The organism is Spirulina subsalsa PCC 9445 (assembly GCF_000314005.1).
GTDB lineage: Bacteria > Cyanobacteriota > Cyanobacteriia > Cyanobacteriales > Spirulinaceae > Spirulina_A > Spirulina_A subsalsa.
On record NZ_JH980292.1, the window covers coordinates 3,383,241 to 3,400,111 of the forward strand.

The following is a 16,871-nucleotide window of genomic DNA, read 5'->3' on the forward strand; positions in this document are numbered from 1 at the left end:
TAGCTAGGATTCGGTTTGACTGAAATTTCAGTCTAGACTTGCAACCTAGACTTTCAACCTAGGGATTGAAGTTAGGGATTGATTTATAGATAGAACCGATAGTTTAGACGGTTTGAGGGATTGACTCACACTATTAAGCTGGGGTGGGTAAGCCGAGCTAGGCAAAGTCATTTAGGACTTAACACCTAGGACTTAACAACTGGCACTTGTATTTTAGCGTTCAGTCGTTGCCAGAGTTCCTCATAGATAGTTAAGGGAACTTGAGTTTTTAGCGATCGCCCCAAACGATTCTTTTTCTGAGCCGCTTGTAGACAGTCCGCCCGAGGACACAAATAGGCAGAACGCCCCATCCCTCCATCTAATTGTACCGTTTGGGAGGGATAGAGGCGAACAATTCGCCAAAATGACGTTTTCGGAGCTACTTTACGGCAAGCAACACATCGCCGAACATTAGGTTTCACGTCAATAAATCTCCCTCCTTGAGACAACCAGCACCCGGAAGAGATTCAACCGTTATCTCCAGACTAGATAGAGAGATACTATTCTGTTGAGACTCTTCCACGCTTCCCATTGTGGCATTTTCTTGAGAAGTCTGGTTGAGCAATTATTCCTCTTCGGTCAGGGGTGTTGCACTTTCGGAGAATTTCTCCTCCGTGCCTTCCTCATCCGTCGCAGGAGTAGCCGCTACGGGGGGCAAATTCCCCTGTTCCGATTGATAACGGGCTGTATCCTTAATATCAATCTTCCAGCCCGTTAAACGAGCCGCTAGGCGCACATTTTGCCCTTCCTTGCCAATGGCGAGACTCAGTTGATTTTCCGGCACTAAAACCAAGGCCTGACGTTCCTCCGTATCCACCAGTAAAACTTGATCAACCATTGCCGGACTCAAGGCATTAGCGATATAGGTAGCCGGGTCAGGCGACCAGCGAATGGCGTCAATTTTTTCCCCCCGCAATTCGTTGACCACGGCCTGAATGCGGGACCCTCTCGCCCCAATACAAGCCCCCACAGGGTCTACATCGCGTTCGAGGGTATCGACCGCAATTTTCGTGCGTGGCCCCACATGACGGGAGGGCGGATTAGCTTCTCGGGCGACGGCCACAATACGCACCACCTCATCCTCAATTTCCGGGACTTCCGTAGCAAACAAATCCACCACTAGACCCGCGGCCGCCCGGGAGACAATTAATTGCGGTCCCCGATGGACACCATCCCGCACCTTTTTCAACCAGACTTTAAATGTCGCCCCAGAGCGATAATTATCATTGGGTAGTTGTTCCCGTTTCGGTAACTCGGCCTCAACTTCTGGTTTACCGTAGCCACTACTGACAGCCATCACCACGGATTGCCGTTCAAAGCGTAACACTCGCGCCTGTAAAACCGTCCCTTCTAATTCTTGGAACTCTTCCTGAATCATTTTCCGTTGCTGGTCGCGCAACTTTTGCAACAGCACCTGTTTGGTTTGAATGGCGGCCATCCGGCCAAATTCTTTCTGGTCGGGGGTAACATCCAATACCACAGAGTCCCCAATTTGGGCTTCGGAAGTAACTTCTTGGACTTCTTTTAAGGCAATGTGATGATCGGTATTTTCAATCTCATCCACAATAATTTTGGTGGAGAGAATGCGAAATCCTTCCTCGTCTGTATCGAGTTCCACTTCAAAATTATCGAAGTAGTCCTCAGCATACATTTGTTTCTTCTCCATTTGTTGCGCTCTGCGATAGCGCTCATAGCCTTTCAGTAAGGCTTCTCGCAGGGCATCCCGCACCGCAGATTCCGGTAGGCGGTGCAGATCACTAATTTCGACAATCATTTGCTTTAGACCGGGCAAATTTACCAGGGACATAGGCAAAATCTCCTTTGACGCTATGCTCTATAGAGGTTTACAAATTGTGCAATCGGGGAAACTTCCAAAGACGAGAACGGAGGCCCTTGGGCAAGGTCATTATTCGGGATTATCCAGTAGCACTTGAGCCACTAAATCTCGCGGAATTTTGAGGGTTTTTCCCTTCTGGTTGAGATACACCGTTTCTTCATCACGACCTTGTAGGCGACCTTGCCATTGTTGTTTCCCCCCGTGAGGTGCAGAGGTTTTGACGAGAACCGAAAAGCCCTTAAACACGCTAAAATCTCGATCGGTTGTGAGGGTTTGGGAAACACCCGGGCTAGAAATTTCTAAGACATAAGCATTCGGAATTAACCCGGTGGTATCTAGTTGTTCTTCTAGCGCCCGGCTCATCCGTTCACAGTCATCTAAACTGGTGTCATCCGTTGGGTTGCGGATATCTACTCGTAACACCGGAGGACTTTTGCTGGTTTGGAATACGGCTTCTACCACTTCTAAGCCGAGTTGTTCAGCTAGGGGGGTGGCTAACTCCAGAATGGATGGGATAAGAGGATGAGTCATGCAGGCAAAAGGATTCAACAAAAAAAGCGGGCTGTACCCACTTCCCAAAGACATCAACGTTTGGCAGTTGGTTTGAACTCCCGGAGGGGAGTTACCAAGCGTTTCTCATTATACCATGTTGTGGGGGTAGGAAGTCGGGAGTCGGGGGTAGGGAGTCGGGGGGCAGGGGGGCAGGGGATTGCTTCGTACCTTCCTTCGGAACGCTACGCGTTCACTTCGTGACGCTCCGCGAACGCGTAGCGTTGCGCAGCAAACCCAATGACATTACTCCCGATTCACCCTCGTTTCACCCTCGTTACTTGGCTGGTGCCAAGTAACACCCTCTCTCTGCCTCCATTGCAGGCGGCAGAGCCGCACAATACCCGTGTCACGGCTTGGGCCATGATACGAGACGAGAGAGGGAGGAGTTGATTACTGATTACGGATTACGGTTTACTGGTTACTGGTTACTGTTTACTGAAATATGACTGTGTGGTTTTCTGTCCTAGCTCTCCTCACCCTCGTCTTTAGTCTTCCTCCCTTCTTCATTGGGTTAGCCCGTCTGTTGAAAGGCCCCAGTCGCCGCCCCCCGGTTGCGCCTCAAAGTCCTACCCTCGAACAGTTGGGGACGGTGACGGTAGTCGTGCCGACCTTGAATGAAGCGGCGCGGATTGCTCCCTGTTTGGGGGGGTTGACTCGACAAAGTTATGAGGTGCGGGAAATTTTGGTCGTGGATAGTCGTTCAACGGATGGCACGCCGGAACGGGTCAAGGCGGCACAGGCTAAGGATCCCCGCTTTCGATTGTTAAATGATGATCCCCTGCCCAAGGATTGGGTAGGTCGTCCTTGGGCGCTGCATCATGGGTTTTTAGCCAGTTCTCCGCGCAGTGAATGGGTGTTGGGGATTGATGCGGATACCCAGCCTCAAGTGGGTTTGGTGGCGGGGTTGTTGCGGGTGGCGGAGGCGGAGGGGTTTGATCTGATTTCTCTGTCCCCTCAGTTTATTTTACGGGAGCCGGGGGAGTGGTGGTTACAGCCTGCTTTGTTGATGACGCTGTTGTTTCGGTTTGACCCTTCGGGGAGTGATGCGACGGTGCCGGAACGGGTGATGGCCAATGGACAGTGTTTCTTCTGTCGTCGTCGGGTGTTGGAAGCGGTGGGGGGGTATGAGTTGGCGAAGGGGTCGTTTTGTGATGATGTGACCTTGGCGCGGGAGATTGCTAAACGAGGGTATAAGGTGGGGTTTTTGGATGGGCAACGGGTGATTAAGGTGCGGATGTATGAGGGGTTTGGGGAAACGTGGCGGGAGTGGGGGCGATCGCTTGATCTCAAGGATGCTACCTCTAAAGCCGAACTGTGGGGGGATTTGTGGCTTTTAACGATTATGCAGGGTTTACCGTTGCCCTCTCTGGTGTTTTGGGGGATTCTGGTCAGTCAGGGGGTGAGTGGTGGTCTGATTTGGGGGGTGCTGGGACTCAATGGGGCGCTGGTGTTGATGCGGTTTGCTTTGTTGTGGGCGATCGCACCCTCCTATGATCGTTCGACTCCAACCTCCGGCCGTTGGTGCTTTTGGCTCTCTCCCTTGGCGGATTCCTTGGCGGTTTTACGGATTTTCCTCTCCGCCCAACAAGTCCCCCAACAGTGGCGCGGTCGCTTATATTTGGGAAAGGAACAGGAAACCAAGCCCTAAGCAAGCTCAACGACTTTTACTAATTGCAGCCCTATGGACAGATTTGAAAATATATCAGTTAGAGGCTTTCGCCGCCTGCGACAAGTTGACCTTGAGATGAGGGATCTTATTGTTATGATTGGGGCGAATGGAGTCGGAAAAACTTCGTTTTTGGATGTTGTTTCAACACTCGCTGCTTCAGCCAATGGTAAGTTACAAGAAACGTTACAATCTAAAGGTGGATTAAATGAGATTTTAACCCGAGGTAAAGCCCAAGAACTTGGGATTACTGTGTCGATGACAGTACCTGAAAGAGAGCCGTTGAAGTATGGATTAAGCTTGTCCCCCAAAAGCTTGTCCTACGAAATTCAGGAAGAGAGTTTAACACAGCAAAGCAATCCAACTGCACCTCAACCTTTCAAATATATTGAATCCGTTGGTTTGGACATTAAATATTTTAGTCAAGAAGATCGTAAACTACTCAGACCAAATTGGGATCATAATTATCTAGAAACCTCTCTTTCCCAAGTTCCTAAAATGTATCGTGAACCTGAAAACTTGAGAAAAAGTCTGGCTTCTTGTACTTACTACGGAGCCCTTGATGTTTCTGAGAAAAGCCCGATTCGCTTACCTCAGCCCATGCGTCCCACAAAACTACCCGGTGCAAGGGGTGAAGGTTTAGTGTCCTGTCTCTATGATCTTCGGGAAACAGATAGAGATCGTTTTGAAATGGTTGAGGATGTTCTTTCTACAGCATTTCCAGATTTTGAGCGGTTAAATTTTCCTCCTGTCGCTGCCGGAACTATTTCCATGACTTGGACAGACAGAAACTTTTCCCAACCCATATATCTGCATGAACTATCAGAAGGAACATTACGTTTTCTTTGGTTAATAAGCCTACTGCAAAGCCAAAGTTTAACGACAATTACTTTACTAGATGAGCCAGAAGTTAGCTTACATCCTGAGCTTTTGAGACATTTAGTATATTTGATGAGAGAAGCTTCAAAATACACACAGCTTATAGTAGCCACTCATTCAGGACTCATCAGGTTTCTTGACCCCCATGAGGTTTTAATCTGTGATATTGAAGAAGGTGAGGTAAGAATGACTTGGGCAGATACGCTAGATTTAGATAAATGGTTAGAAGACTACAGCCTTGATCAAGTTTGGGCAATGAATTTAATGGGAGGTCGCCCATGAAAATTGCTATCTTAGTTGAGGGATTATAACAAGCCTATTCAGGGCCAAAAATTTTTGAAAAAAAATGATTTGATGCTTGCCATTCAAGCTTGTCCAGAACTGAAAGCTTTTATTAATCGAATTATTTCTCTTTGTGATGAAAGCAAAGTAATTCCTTGAGATTAATTTTACTGGTTGATATTCACTGAGGAAAACAGTTCTCTGAGAAAATTGTACTCAACTCTATTACCTCTTGCCTATTCCCTATTCCCCGTTCCCTGTTCCCTATTCCCCACTAATTGATAACTATGAACGTTTTACCTGTGACCATTATTGATCATCCCTTAGTCCAACATAAATTAACCCTGATGCGACAAGGGGAAACCAGTACGACGAAATTCCGCCAACTGCTTAAAGAAATTGGGATGTTATTGGCCTATGAAGTGACAAGGGATCTCCCCCTGAAAAACCAAACTATCCAGACTCCTCTGGCCTCCATGGAAGCCCCTATGTTGGCCTCAGATAAAAAGCTGGTGATTGTCCCCATTTTACGCGCTGGACAAGGGCTATTAGATGGGATGTTAGAACTCATTCCCTCGGCAAGGGTGGGACATATTGGCCTCTATCGAGATCCCACGACTCATATTGCGGTGGAATATTATTTTAAACTGCCCCATGATGTGGAGCATCGGGATGTATTGGTGGTGGATCCCATGTTGGCGACGGGGAATTCTGCGGTGGCGGCGGTGGATCGGATTAAGGAATATACCCCCCACTCGATCAAGTTTATCTGTTTGTTGGCTGCCCCGGAAGGGATTGCCCATTTTCAAGAACAGCATCCTAATGTCCCCATTTTCACGGCGGCGGTGGATGACAAACTGGACGAACACGGCTACATTTTGCCCGGTTTGGGGGATGCAGGCGATCGCCTTTATGGAACGAAATAGGACGAGTTGGGGAGGGAGTCGGGAATAGGGAATAGGCAACCTTAACAAGTTAGGCTTGTGTGCATTTTGTCAAGTCCCATATATAGCGTTCCACAAATTGGACAACACTATTTATGGACTATTCACGATTGGACACAACCGCATTTTCCCGACTCCCGACTCCCGACTCCCGACTCCCGACACCTTGACTTCTAACGTTGAGCCTTAACTTGTCAAGATTGCCCGTTCCCCGTTCCCTAGAATTCAACCATCCTCATATTCCGGGGTGCGAGTGCGTTCGGGAATATTGACCCGTGCGGGTTTATAGGGTTCTTCCTCCCGGCTATCATCCCAAATGTCCGCCTCAACATCATGATCATAATCCGGTTCTGGCTCCACATAGGCGCGCTGTTGATAGCTGGGAGTATCCCCCCAGTTTGACTCCTCATATTCTGGTTCTGGCACGTCTTGGTAACGCACCGCTTCCGCTTGACGACGGGGTAAAGAACGGGGTTGGGCGTCTTGCCATTCGTCCTCATCCCAAGCGGGTTCATAGGCCGCTGGACGGGCTTCAATAGGCTTATTCGACACCGGAGGGTTAATGGGGATCCCCGTGGGGAGTTGGTTCTCTGGCCGCGCTGTGGGGGTATAGTAGGGGTCTTCTTCGTCTCGCTCCCACGGGGGACGACCAATCCCTAAGCGCTCTAAGAATCCTACAGTTACTTGCACTAAACGCTCTTCTGCCCCTTCAAAAACAATAATTCGGTTGGGGCCACTACTGACAATTTCTTCCACAGGCAGTTCATAGGTACTTAAAACCTGTTCGGGAATTTGGGGTAAACCAATGGAGGCGATAATCAACGAGGAGATTTTGCCATCTTCTAGGCTAAATTGAAAATCCCGCACCCGACCCAAGAGTTCCCCCGCTTCGGTGATCACCTCGCAGTTAATTAATTTACTGTAGGCCTCAACGTCTACGTCTTCAATAACATCTTCATCGGGGACTAAAATCACATCCCCCGTTTTTTCAATCATGTTGAGGTACATATAACGGGGCATTCCGGCCACCGACAGGATATTGTCCCGTAGCCCCAATGCTACAACTTCCCGACGGTCGATATCCACCAGCAGACTTTTAACAATACCCAACTGTCGGGCGGTGTTGTTGGCGATGACTTTGGTATTAATAAATTCAGAGCGTAGACGGATAGTATCTGTGGTCATTGTGTCTTTTAGTTGAAGCTCTCGCATTCTATAGGGGTTCAATATTGTGTAGTCGGAATACCCTAACGGGGGTTTTGGGCGATCGCACTAGAGAATCCCAGTGAATAATCCCAAACTGACGCAATTGTACTCAATTTATTGATATAACTTAACAAATCATAACCTATTCCTCAATCCCTCTGGCGGAATCCCGACGGGCTAGAGTTTAATTCCCAGCACCTGAGTATAAGCCCCTCTCGCTTGGGTTACACCAATCGTGCGCTCCGCCGATTCAATCATGGGTCGGCGTAAACTCACTACAATAAACTGAGCTTGTTGAGCCTGTTGTTTAATCATTTTAGCTAATCGTTCGACGTTTGCCCCGTCTAAGAACATATCCACCTCATCAAAGGCATAGAAGGGAGAAGGGCGATAACGTTGGAGGGAAAAGATGAAACTTAAGGCCGTGAGGGACTTTTCCCCCCCAGACATAGAACTGAGGCGCTGAACGGGTTTCCCTTTGGGGTGAGCAATCAAATTAAGACCACCCCCAAAGGGGTTTTCCGGGTTATCTAGTTCTAAGTAACCATCCCCTTCAGAAAGGGTGGCGAAGATGGTTTTAAAGTTCTCGTTCACCGCATCAAAGGCCTCATGAAAAGCTCGTTGACGGAGGGTGGTAAAGTTTTCAATGCGCAGTAATAATTCTGTCCGTTCTCCTTCTAAGGTGGTGAGTTTGTCGGTGAGTTCTTGTAAGCGGGTTTGGGTTTGTTCATATTCTGTTAAGGCCAACATATTGACCGGTTCCATGCCTTCTAGACGTTTTTGGGCATAGCGTAGGTCTTTCTGTAGGTTTTCTAGGTAGGGGGGGAGTTGTTCGGGGGTGAGGTTTTGCGCGTCGGGAGGGAGTTCTGGCAAGGGTTCCGGGAGGTCTTGCCGTTGGGTTTGTTCTTGGTCCTGGAGGTGGGCTAAATCCTGCTGACGTTGTTGTTGGCTTTCTTGGAGTTTTTCCCGTTGCCATTGGGCTTGTTGCTGTTGGGTTTGCAGGTGTTGTAAGGTGTCTTCCGTGCGATCGCGCTCTTGTTTAACAGCCCCCAATTGTGCCGTCAATTCCCCCAGTCGGGTTTCTGTTTCTTGAATTTGGGTTTCTAGGCTGTGACGTTCCAAAGTTAAGGTCTGCAACTGCTCCCGACTGGTAGAAACCTGTTGACGTTTTTGTTGGGTTGTTTGTTGGGCTTGGTCAATTTTTTCCTGCAAACGCGACGCTTGATTAGTCAGTTCTAACTGTCGCCCTTGAGTCTCCCGCAGCCTCTGTTCTTTCTCCTCTAACCTCTGTTCTTGAGCTTTAATTTGTTGTTGAATAGCCTGCCACTCGCTAGAAGTTTGGGAGGCTTCCAATTCCGCTAGTTTTTGTTGTTCTAACTGCAATTCCTCCTCTTGTAACGGAATCGTCTCCCCAAGGGTTTGCAAATGTTGGGTTAAGGTTTCATATTCCGCCTCATTCTCGGCTAATTGTTGACTAATTTGGGCGTTTTGTTGGCTTAACTTTGCCCGTTCCTTTTCCAGTTGTTCCTTTCTTAACTGCTGCTCCCGCAACTGCTGACGCAATTCGACTAATTCCTGAGAAATTTCCTTACTTTTTTCTGTAATTTCTTGCAAATTAGACTCACAATAGGCTATAATCTTGTCAAGTTCTATTAGGCGATTTTGTAACTCCTCAAGCTCCCGAGATTCCCCCTGTAAACTTGTGCCGAAATGGAGGGTATGGCGGCTTGATTGACTGCCCCCCGTCATCGCCCCGCTACTTTCCAGTAATTCCCCCTCTAAGGTGACAATCCGCACCTTTCCTAAGTGTTGCCGCGCATCATTGAGGGTTGCAAAAACTACCGTATTGCCGAAAACATAGCCAAAGATTTTTTTATAACGGGGTTCACAATAAACCAGTTCAATGGCATAATTAACAAAGCCTCTGGCTTGACGCAACGAAAGAATTTCCTGAAAATGGGGGGGATTAATTTTATTCAACGGTAAAAAAGTAGCCCGTCCTGCCCGCTTATTTTTCAATAGTTGAATCCCCTGGGCAGCCACCCCATCATCTTCTACGACAATATGACCTAATCTTGCCCCGGCCGCCGTTTCTAAAGCCAATTGATAACGAGCATCGACTTGTCCCAACTGAGCCACTAAACCACAAACCCCCCGGATATTTTCCTGTAAAATAATTTGGGAAGCGTGAGTACCTTGGGCTTCTCGTTGCGCTTGATTAGTGGCCTCTAGTTTATCCAGTTGTCGGTTTTTCTCCCGTTGTTCTTTCAGCAAACGATCTCGGGTTTGTTCTGCCACAGTTCGCTCTTGATCTAACCCCGCTAAAGCTTGAGCAAGATCGGCAATTTTTCCCTCTGCCGCCGCAAGATTAAACCCTTTTAAACTCTGCTCTTGACTGCCCAACTCTTGGTTAATTTCTATTAACTGTTGCCGTTGCTTTTCTATATTTTGGGTCAGTTGGTTATATCGCTCCGTTGCCCTCGCTTGCTCTGTTTTTTGGGGATTTAAACGATTTTGAATATCTTGGATTTGTTTAGTAATCGCCGATTGTTCTTGTACCCAAATTTCCGAAGCCGCCGCAATACTATCCGCTTGTTGGCGATAGTCTGCTAATATTTGTTTCGCCTCATCCCGCTCTTGGGTTAAATATCCCCTAATCCCTTCTTCTAATTCCCCTTGTTCCTGATTAACCTGATTAAACTGTTGGCTATAGGTAATTAATTCTTGCCCCTTTCGCTCAATCAACTCCTCCCCGTCTCGGATTAAATTTTCCAATTCACTATAACGCTGTTGTAGTTGGGAACGCTTCAACTTTTGGCTAGCCAGTTTAGAGTTAAACGACAGTTGTTCATCCTCCCCCAACGCCTTCACCCGACGGTTTAAATCCTGTAGTTCTGCCGTTTTCGTGGCAATTTGACCCGCCAGATTGTGTAATTGTTCCTCTAGATTTTGCTGTTCCTGTTCCCCCTTTTTTAGGGTGTTTTGGAGTTGTTGGACTTGGTGCTGAAGAGAACGCCAAATTAACACCATTTCCCAGCCTTGTTTCTGGTGAATTTGGTCTTTCAGTTTTTGATATTTCTCCGCTTTTGCCCGATCACTCGCCAATTTTTCTAAAGAGCGTTGTAACTCCTGCTCAATAATTCGATAGCGTTCCTCTCGCTCTCGTACCTCGTCTAAAGTAGACTTCACCTGTTCAATTTTGCGGTCAAATTCTGCCACCCCGGCCAACTCATCAATAATCTCCCGTCGCTCCCGTGCATTCATCGTAATAATGCGCGTCACATCCCCTTGTAGAACCACATTGTAGCCTTCAGGATAAATGCGCAAACGGCGTAAATATTCGTGAAGTTCCCCGGCCGTTGTTGGTTCTCCATTAATGAAGAAATTAGAGGAATAATTCCCCCCCTTTGTCACCCGTAAACGCCTTGTTACAGACCATTCTAGGGATTCTGCATCAGGGGCCAAGGAGGGGGAATCGGAGGCTTCTGGGGACTCGCTGGGGGGCTGTGGGGGGGTTTCTGTCAGGGCAGTGGGATCTTGCCATGCCCAATCGGACAAATCAAAGGTTACGGTAACACTCACTTCTGATGTGCCCCGTTGATTGACTTGATTATGGTTGACTAAATCGGGCAACCGTTCCGCTCGCATCCCTTTTGAACTGGCTAATCCCAAGCAAAAGAGCAGCGCATCGAGAATGTTAGACTTTCCTGAACCATTGGGGCCAGAAATCACCGTAAATCCGGTTAAAAGTGGGACATCTGTTGTCCCACCAAAGGATTTAAAGTGAGACAATTCGACGCGCTTAATATGAACCATAGGCGCAGAGGGGCGATAAAGGTACAGGCGTATTTTTTGAGTTTACCAGAGAGGAAGAAGAGAGCGGCAAAGTTCGGCTTAAACTTCCAATAACTGCAAAATCCGTTGCAGGGTAATCTCTACCCAATCTTGCCGTCGGTCTAACTCCCGACTTAACTCCTGAATAGCCTTTTCTAACAAATAGGCATCAAGTAGCACCTGTAATTCCTGCTCGGTTTTGGGTAAAAAGGTTAGGCTAGAACCGTCCTCTCCCGTTAAATAAGCATTAAGGAAGGTGATATTAACCCAACTTTGCCAGAATTGCGCCCACTGTTCCATCATGGGCAGAGTATCGGGTCGAATTATACCGCTTTCGACTTCTCGGCGAAGGGCAATATTCACAGCGTAGTTAAAGGAGAGTAACATTCCCGCTACATCGCGCAGGGGCGATCGCTTCATTCGTCGTTCACTCAGAGGACGGTTCTTCTCCCCTTTAAAATCAATGATGGTGAAGTCCTTCCCGGTATATAAAACCTGCCCCAAATGATAGGCCCCGTGGGAACGAGTCCGTAAAGCGGTGATTTTTTGGTTCAACACTAGGCGAAATCGCCCCAGAATTTGCTCTTGTCGGTTTAAGACCGTTTGGGCGAGTTGTTGTAAGGGTTCCGGGAAATGAGTTAAGCGCTTTTTGAGATTCAGAAAGACTTGTCCGGTTAAATTGCGACTGTATTGGTAAATCGACCGTTGATAGAAGGAGGTAAAAGGTTCTGGGGCAAAATCGGGGTTGTCGGGGTCGGAGGCGAGGGTAATATGTAATTCAGCCGTCCGTTGTCCTAATAACTGCACGGAGCCTAAATAAGTCCCGATGATTTCATAGACGAAATCCGGTAACTCCAGTGTTTGAGCGGCTCCGAGGTCGTTGGGAGCAAAAATGACATCATTGATGTCCGGTTGTTGCACCATCACCTGTTCAAAGTACCCCCGCAGATGATCTAGGGTGTAAGACCAAGCGTCTCGGGTGTCGGGGATGTAGCCTTGGAGTACCCCTAGGGTAATGGTGCCATTATTCGAGCGTTGGTACTCAATCGCGCCGCCAATGGGGGCGAAATGGTCTTTTTGTTGTTTGGTGGCTAAGAAACGCCCTACTTCAAAATCGGGGTTAATGCCTTCCTCGACACGACGGTAGAGTTTGAGGATTAAATGATTGCCGTAGATGATGGAACTATTATCTTGTAGGCCTCGGTAGAGATGGGGGTCAAGGGAGGTGGCTTCTTGGGTAATGGTTTTGAATAGTTTGGTGGAAGTGCCGATGATTTGCCCCTGACTGCCTTTATAGCGCCGTTTTTTGGCGATCGCATCCAAAGGCAATGTTAGATAGTCTGGGTCTTGTAGAGAGGGATATAGCACCCCTTCCCCCTCCTTACAGACAATTTTCAGGATGGCCTGTTCCTGACTGTCTAAACTGAAGCTTAAGTGCAGTACATAGCTTTCTGGAAAGCCTTCGGTATAGTCCATTTGCAGGATGACAATTTGCCCTTCTTTATCCCGGTAGCTAATGGGAATAACATCCAGAATGGTGCTAGTCTGAACAACCCGATTGCGACCTTGAAACCAAGGGCAGGTCTGCACATAATCCCCTAATGCCCGTTCAAGGGTCGGTCTAGTCCCTTTTTGGGTGAACACGGCCTGCCATTTACTGTTTACGGTGAGGGTGGGGAGATTTTTGGTCGAGATGGGGGTAGGAGTCTTAACATACAAACTATCGACAGGTTGCAGGATAAACCAATAGAAGTTATAGGGGCCCACAGAAAGGAAATAGGGCGACCCGGTAATGGCTGGGAAGCGGGTACGACCGAAGATTTCCACGGGGATCATATTTTGGAAGGCCGCTAGGTCTAATTCCACCGTTTGGACAAAGCGGGAGAGATTGGCCACGACAAGGATATGTTCCCCGGCATAGGTGCGGGTAAAAGCAATGACCTTGCGGTTTTCGGGATAAAGTAGTTCAAAAGTTCCACGACCAAAAGCCTGATGACGGGCGCGGGTGGCGAGGAGGCGCTTAGTCCACCACCAGAGAGAGGTGGGATTAGCTCGTTGGGCTTCTACGTTGACCGCTTCATAGTGATATTCTGAGTCTAAAATCACCGGGAGATAGAGACGTTGGGGGGGGGTGCGACTAAATCCGGCGTTGCGGTCGGCGGTCCACTGCATGGGGGTACGAACTCCATCGCGATCGCCTAAATAAATATTATCCCCCATACCAATCTCATCCCCGTAGTATAAAACCGGAGTACCGGGCATAGACATTAACAGGACATTCATTAATTCAATTTGGCGGCGGTCATTGCCCAATAGGGGGGCCAAACGGCGACGAATCCCCAGATTGATGCGGGCTTGGGGGTCTTGGGCATAACTGCGATACATATAATCCCGGTCTTCATCGCTGACCATTTCCAAGGTTAATTCATCATGGTTGCGGAGAAAGAGGGCCCATTGACAGTTACTGGGAATAGCGGGAGTTTGTTTGAGAATATCGGCGATGGGGAAATTATCCTCCATACGCAGAGACATAAACAGACGAGGCATGAGGGGGAAGTGAAAGTTCATGTGGCACTCATTACCCCGCCCAAAATAGGCCGCCGCGTCTTCAGGCCATTGATTCGCCTCAGCCAGTAACATGATATTGCGGAAATTTTCGTCAATGTGCGATCGCAACTTTTGTAAAAAGATATGGGTTTCCGGCAGATTCTCGCAGTTCGTGCCTTCCTTTTCGTAGAGATAGGGCACCGCATCCAAGCGTAACCCATCCACCCCCATCCCCAGCCAAAAATCCACCACATTAAACACCGCCTCCTGTACAGCCGGATTGCGGTAATTTAAATCCGGTTGATGGGAATAAAACCGGTGCCAATAATAGGCCCTCGCCACCGGGTCCCAGGTCCAGTTAGAGGTTTCAAAATCTTGGAAAATAATCCGCACATCGGGATACTTTTCCGGGGTGTCACTCCAGACATAAAAATCCCGTTCCACACTACCGGGGGGGGCTTTGCGGGCTTGTTGGAACCAGGGATGGCGATCGCTTGTATGATTGACAATTAACTCAATAATCACCCGAATTCCCCGATCATGGGCTTCATCCAACAGTTCTTGAAAATCCTCCAAAGAACCATAAACCGGATTAACCTGCATATAATCGGCAATATCATAGCCATCATCCCGTTGAGGCGAAGGGAAAAAAGGCAACAACCAAATCGCCGTAATCCCCAAATCCTGAATATAATCCAGCTTTTCCGTCAATCCCCGAAAATCACCAACCCCATCCCCATCACTATCGGCAAAGGCTTTTATCGGAACTTCATAAATAATGGCATCTTTAAACCACAGGGGATCATCTTTGAGGAGCGTCGTATTCATTAAATCAAGTCTCAGGAAATGAGTGCATCTGAAAACCATTATAGGACGACACCCCCTCACTCCCCAAATCCCTCACAGCACAAGCCCTAACCCCAGATTAATGGGAGGGGGGGATGGGTTGATTACTGTTGCATGAGTGCCTATTCCCGACTCCCTAGGGCGCAAGCATTGCGCCCCTACACCGACACCCAACACCCGACACCCGACTCAATGCTAAAATAAAGACTTGACGGAGATGTAGGATAGGGATCTCATCATCAGTTGACCTCCCATCCACAATATCCATCACAATCATGGGGAGTGAGACAAAACGACACAGATGAATATGGAGCAGGATAAGATTTCTGATTCTTTTATGGTGGGATGCTGGCAACTGGATGATCGAAGTTGGAAAGCACTATCAGAAATCGATGTTGAGCGAACAATTGGGACATATTTAGCTTGGGGAATTAAACGATTTGATACAGCCGATATCTATGGTCGTAGCGAGAAACTTTTAGGCAAATGTTTAAAAGGGCGTTCTGATTGTGAAATTTGGACAAAAGCCGTCTTTTTTGGTGCCGTTCCTACCTTGCCACAAATCCAGTATAAAATAGACAGTTCCCTGCGCAATTTACAACGGGATCATCTCGATTGTGTCCAAATCCATTGGCATGATCCTAGTTTAGATTTTGCATCCACCTTTGAAGTCTTTAATCAATACTTAGAAAGCGGCAAAATTCGTCAATTAGGCGTGACTAATTTCAACACCGCCATGTTAAAACGGGCGTTAGAATACGCTCCCATAAAAACCCATCAGGTGCAATACAATCTGATTGATCGGCGAGTAGAAACCTCCATGCAAGCCCTTTGTCTTCAACATAAAATTCCTCTCATTGCCTATGGCAGTTTGGCCGGAGGATTCCTTTCTAATAGATTTCTAGGGGTAAAAATCCCCCCAGCCGAAGGAGAACATTGTCGGGGATTTTATTATAATCATATGATTGCTAAACACGGGGGATGGAGTGCGGTACAGGAGTTATTGCAAACTATGGCAGAAGTGGCGCAAAAAAATCAGCTAACCATTGCTCAAGTCGCTTTAAATTGGCTTAACCAACAACCGGGAATTGGGGCAATTCTTTTAGGCTTAACAGAAAATCGCCAGCAAATTAAGACCGATCTAGAGGCATTAAAAATGTCTCTAGATCCCATAGATATTCAGAAATTATCCAAACGTTCCCAAGAATTATTTCAACAAGTGGGAGATATTTATTCCTACGAACGACAATAAAACCCCCTTAATCCATCTCAATTCCCCGTGCTTTGAGTTGTTCCAACAGAGCTTGATAACGTTGCCGTTCTTGGGATAACTCATCTAAGGCACTATCAGCCCGCAATTTTTCCCGTTCTGCTCGTTGCTTCTCCTGTTCTAATTCCTCTATGGCCTGTTCGGCCCGTTGGCGTTCCTGTTCTCGCACTTCATCAAGTTCCACCGGGGTTAAAAACTTGCGCCCACTGGTCGTATAAATTTCTAATGTGTCCGGCAGTAGTTGAAAGCGAATATTGAGCAAAGGACTAATCCACCCATTCATCTGCTCAATACTTTCTAATAAATCCCCCTGACGTAGCGCTCCCGCTAACTGGTTGCGATGGGGGCTATACATATAATACTCTTGTACGCCGTATTTTTGATAAAAGAGTAACTTGCTCTGCATTTCTAGAGGATGATTGCTAGGGGAGAGAATTTCAAATACCACTTGGGGGGGGATATTATCTTCTTCCCATTGTTTATAAGATCCTCGCTCCCCTTTGGGTCGTCCAAACACCACTAACACATCGGGGGCTTGACAAATCCTATTTTGACCTTGTACAGGATACCAGAGTAAGTCTCCAGCGACAAAAACATCAGGTTGACGGGCAAAGCCAATCTCCAGATTCTCCTTAATCGTCACAATCCAGCGAAACTGTAGGGTATTATCTGCCATCGACTGACCATCACTTTCAGGATACTCGATGTCTGTATTGTTTAAGAGGTCTTGGAGCATAGGTCTTCGGGGAGAGGAATGTCCCTAGATTTTAACAAATTTGCCGGAAATTCCCCATGCCGCAAGTGGAGTAGTTCGCCCCATCTCTCCCAAAGGTTGAGGATTTGCTCACAAGGACGCACAATCTGTTACCAAAACTTGTTACAGTCAAAAAGTAATCCTAACCTGTTAACTCTGAACAGAGAGATCGGTATCCTATAGAGATCCGACTCTCTTTTTTTTTGGTACGCTAT

The 16,871-nt window shown here is 47.6% G+C and carries 12 protein-coding genes; 4 read left to right on the top strand and 8 right to left on the bottom strand.

Going from position 1 to position 16,871, the window contains the following annotated elements:
• Nucleotides 1–185: 185 nt before the first annotated feature.
• The 3 genes from SPI9445_RS28665 to rimP all read right to left on the bottom strand — a co-directional run bounded on the left by SPI9445_RS28665 (nucleotide 186) and on the right by rimP (nucleotide 2,407).
• On the bottom strand, nucleotides 186–461 hold the full coding sequence (locus SPI9445_RS28665) for a YlxR family protein (RefSeq protein WP_026079831.1): 276 nt from the start codon (nucleotides 459–461) through the stop codon (nucleotides 186–188).
• Between the two features lie 143 nt (nucleotides 462–604).
• Nucleotides 605–1,846 carry a transcription termination factor NusA gene (gene nusA / locus SPI9445_RS0115360; RefSeq protein ID WP_017305658.1) on the bottom strand — a complete coding sequence of 414 codons (1,242 nt, stop codon included), beginning with the start codon at nucleotides 1,844–1,846 and terminating at the stop codon, nucleotides 605–607.
• A gap of 99 nt (nucleotides 1,847–1,945) precedes the next feature.
• Nucleotides 1,946–2,407 (bottom strand): ribosome maturation factor RimP, encoded by a 462-nt coding sequence (gene rimP, locus SPI9445_RS0115365; RefSeq protein WP_017305659.1) that lies wholly within the window; start codon nucleotides 2,405–2,407, stop codon nucleotides 1,946–1,948.
• 463 nt (nucleotides 2,408–2,870) lie between these two features.
• Here rimP and cruG point away from each other — a divergent pair, with 463 nt between their 5' ends.
• The 3 genes from cruG (at nucleotide 2,871) to upp (ending at nucleotide 6,181) form a co-directional block, all read left to right on the top strand.
• Nucleotides 2,871–4,076: a 2'-O-glycosyltransferase CruG gene (gene cruG, locus SPI9445_RS0115375; RefSeq protein WP_017305661.1), complete on the top strand. Its 1,206-nt coding sequence runs from the start codon at nucleotides 2,871–2,873 to the stop codon at nucleotides 4,074–4,076.
• A gap of 33 nt (nucleotides 4,077–4,109) precedes the next feature.
• Nucleotides 4,110–5,255, top strand: a complete 1,146-nt coding sequence (locus SPI9445_RS0115380) for an AAA family ATPase (protein WP_026079832.1) — start codon at nucleotides 4,110–4,112, stop codon at nucleotides 5,253–5,255.
• 287 nt (nucleotides 5,256–5,542) lie between these two features.
• Entirely contained in the window at nucleotides 5,543–6,181 is a 639-nt protein-coding gene (upp, locus tag SPI9445_RS0115390) for a uracil phosphoribosyltransferase (protein ID WP_017305664.1), read from the top strand.
• A gap of 118 nt (nucleotides 6,182–6,299) precedes the next feature.
• Here the strand turns inward: upp and SPI9445_RS30665 are convergent, their stop codons facing one another.
• The 4 genes from SPI9445_RS30665 to treS form a co-directional block, all read right to left on the bottom strand.
• Nucleotides 6,300–6,428, bottom strand: coding sequence for an AraC family transcriptional regulator (locus SPI9445_RS30665; RefSeq protein WP_164674531.1), 129 nt, complete (start codon nucleotides 6,426–6,428; stop codon nucleotides 6,300–6,302).
• Complete coding sequence (locus SPI9445_RS0115395; protein WP_017305665.1) at nucleotides 6,425–7,384, bottom strand: PRC-barrel domain-containing protein; 960 nt, start codon at nucleotides 7,382–7,384, stop codon at nucleotides 6,425–6,427. Before SPI9445_RS0115395 ends, SPI9445_RS30665 begins: the two co-directional genes overlap by 4 nt.
• A 198-nt stretch (nucleotides 7,385–7,582) precedes the next feature.
• A complete protein-coding gene (smc, locus tag SPI9445_RS0115400; protein ID WP_017305666.1) occupies nucleotides 7,583–11,221 on the bottom strand; it encodes a chromosome segregation protein SMC in 3,639 nt (1,212 codons plus the stop codon).
• 78 nt (nucleotides 11,222–11,299) lie between these two features.
• Entirely contained in the window at nucleotides 11,300–14,614 is a 3,315-nt protein-coding gene (gene treS / locus SPI9445_RS0115405; RefSeq protein WP_017305667.1) for a maltose alpha-D-glucosyltransferase, read from the bottom strand.
• A 319-nt stretch (nucleotides 14,615–14,933) separates the two neighbouring features.
• Here treS and SPI9445_RS0115410 point away from each other — a divergent pair, with 319 nt between their 5' ends.
• A complete protein-coding gene (locus SPI9445_RS0115410) occupies nucleotides 14,934–15,884 on the top strand; it encodes an aldo/keto reductase (protein WP_202803706.1) in 951 nt (316 codons plus the stop codon).
• Nucleotides 15,885–15,891: 7 nt separating this feature from the next.
• Here SPI9445_RS0115410 and SPI9445_RS0115415 read toward each other — a convergent pair whose 3' ends face one another.
• Entirely contained in the window at nucleotides 15,892–16,638 is a 747-nt protein-coding gene (locus SPI9445_RS0115415; RefSeq protein WP_017305669.1) for a Uma2 family endonuclease, read from the bottom strand.
• Between the last annotated feature and the right edge of the window lie 233 nt (nucleotides 16,639–16,871).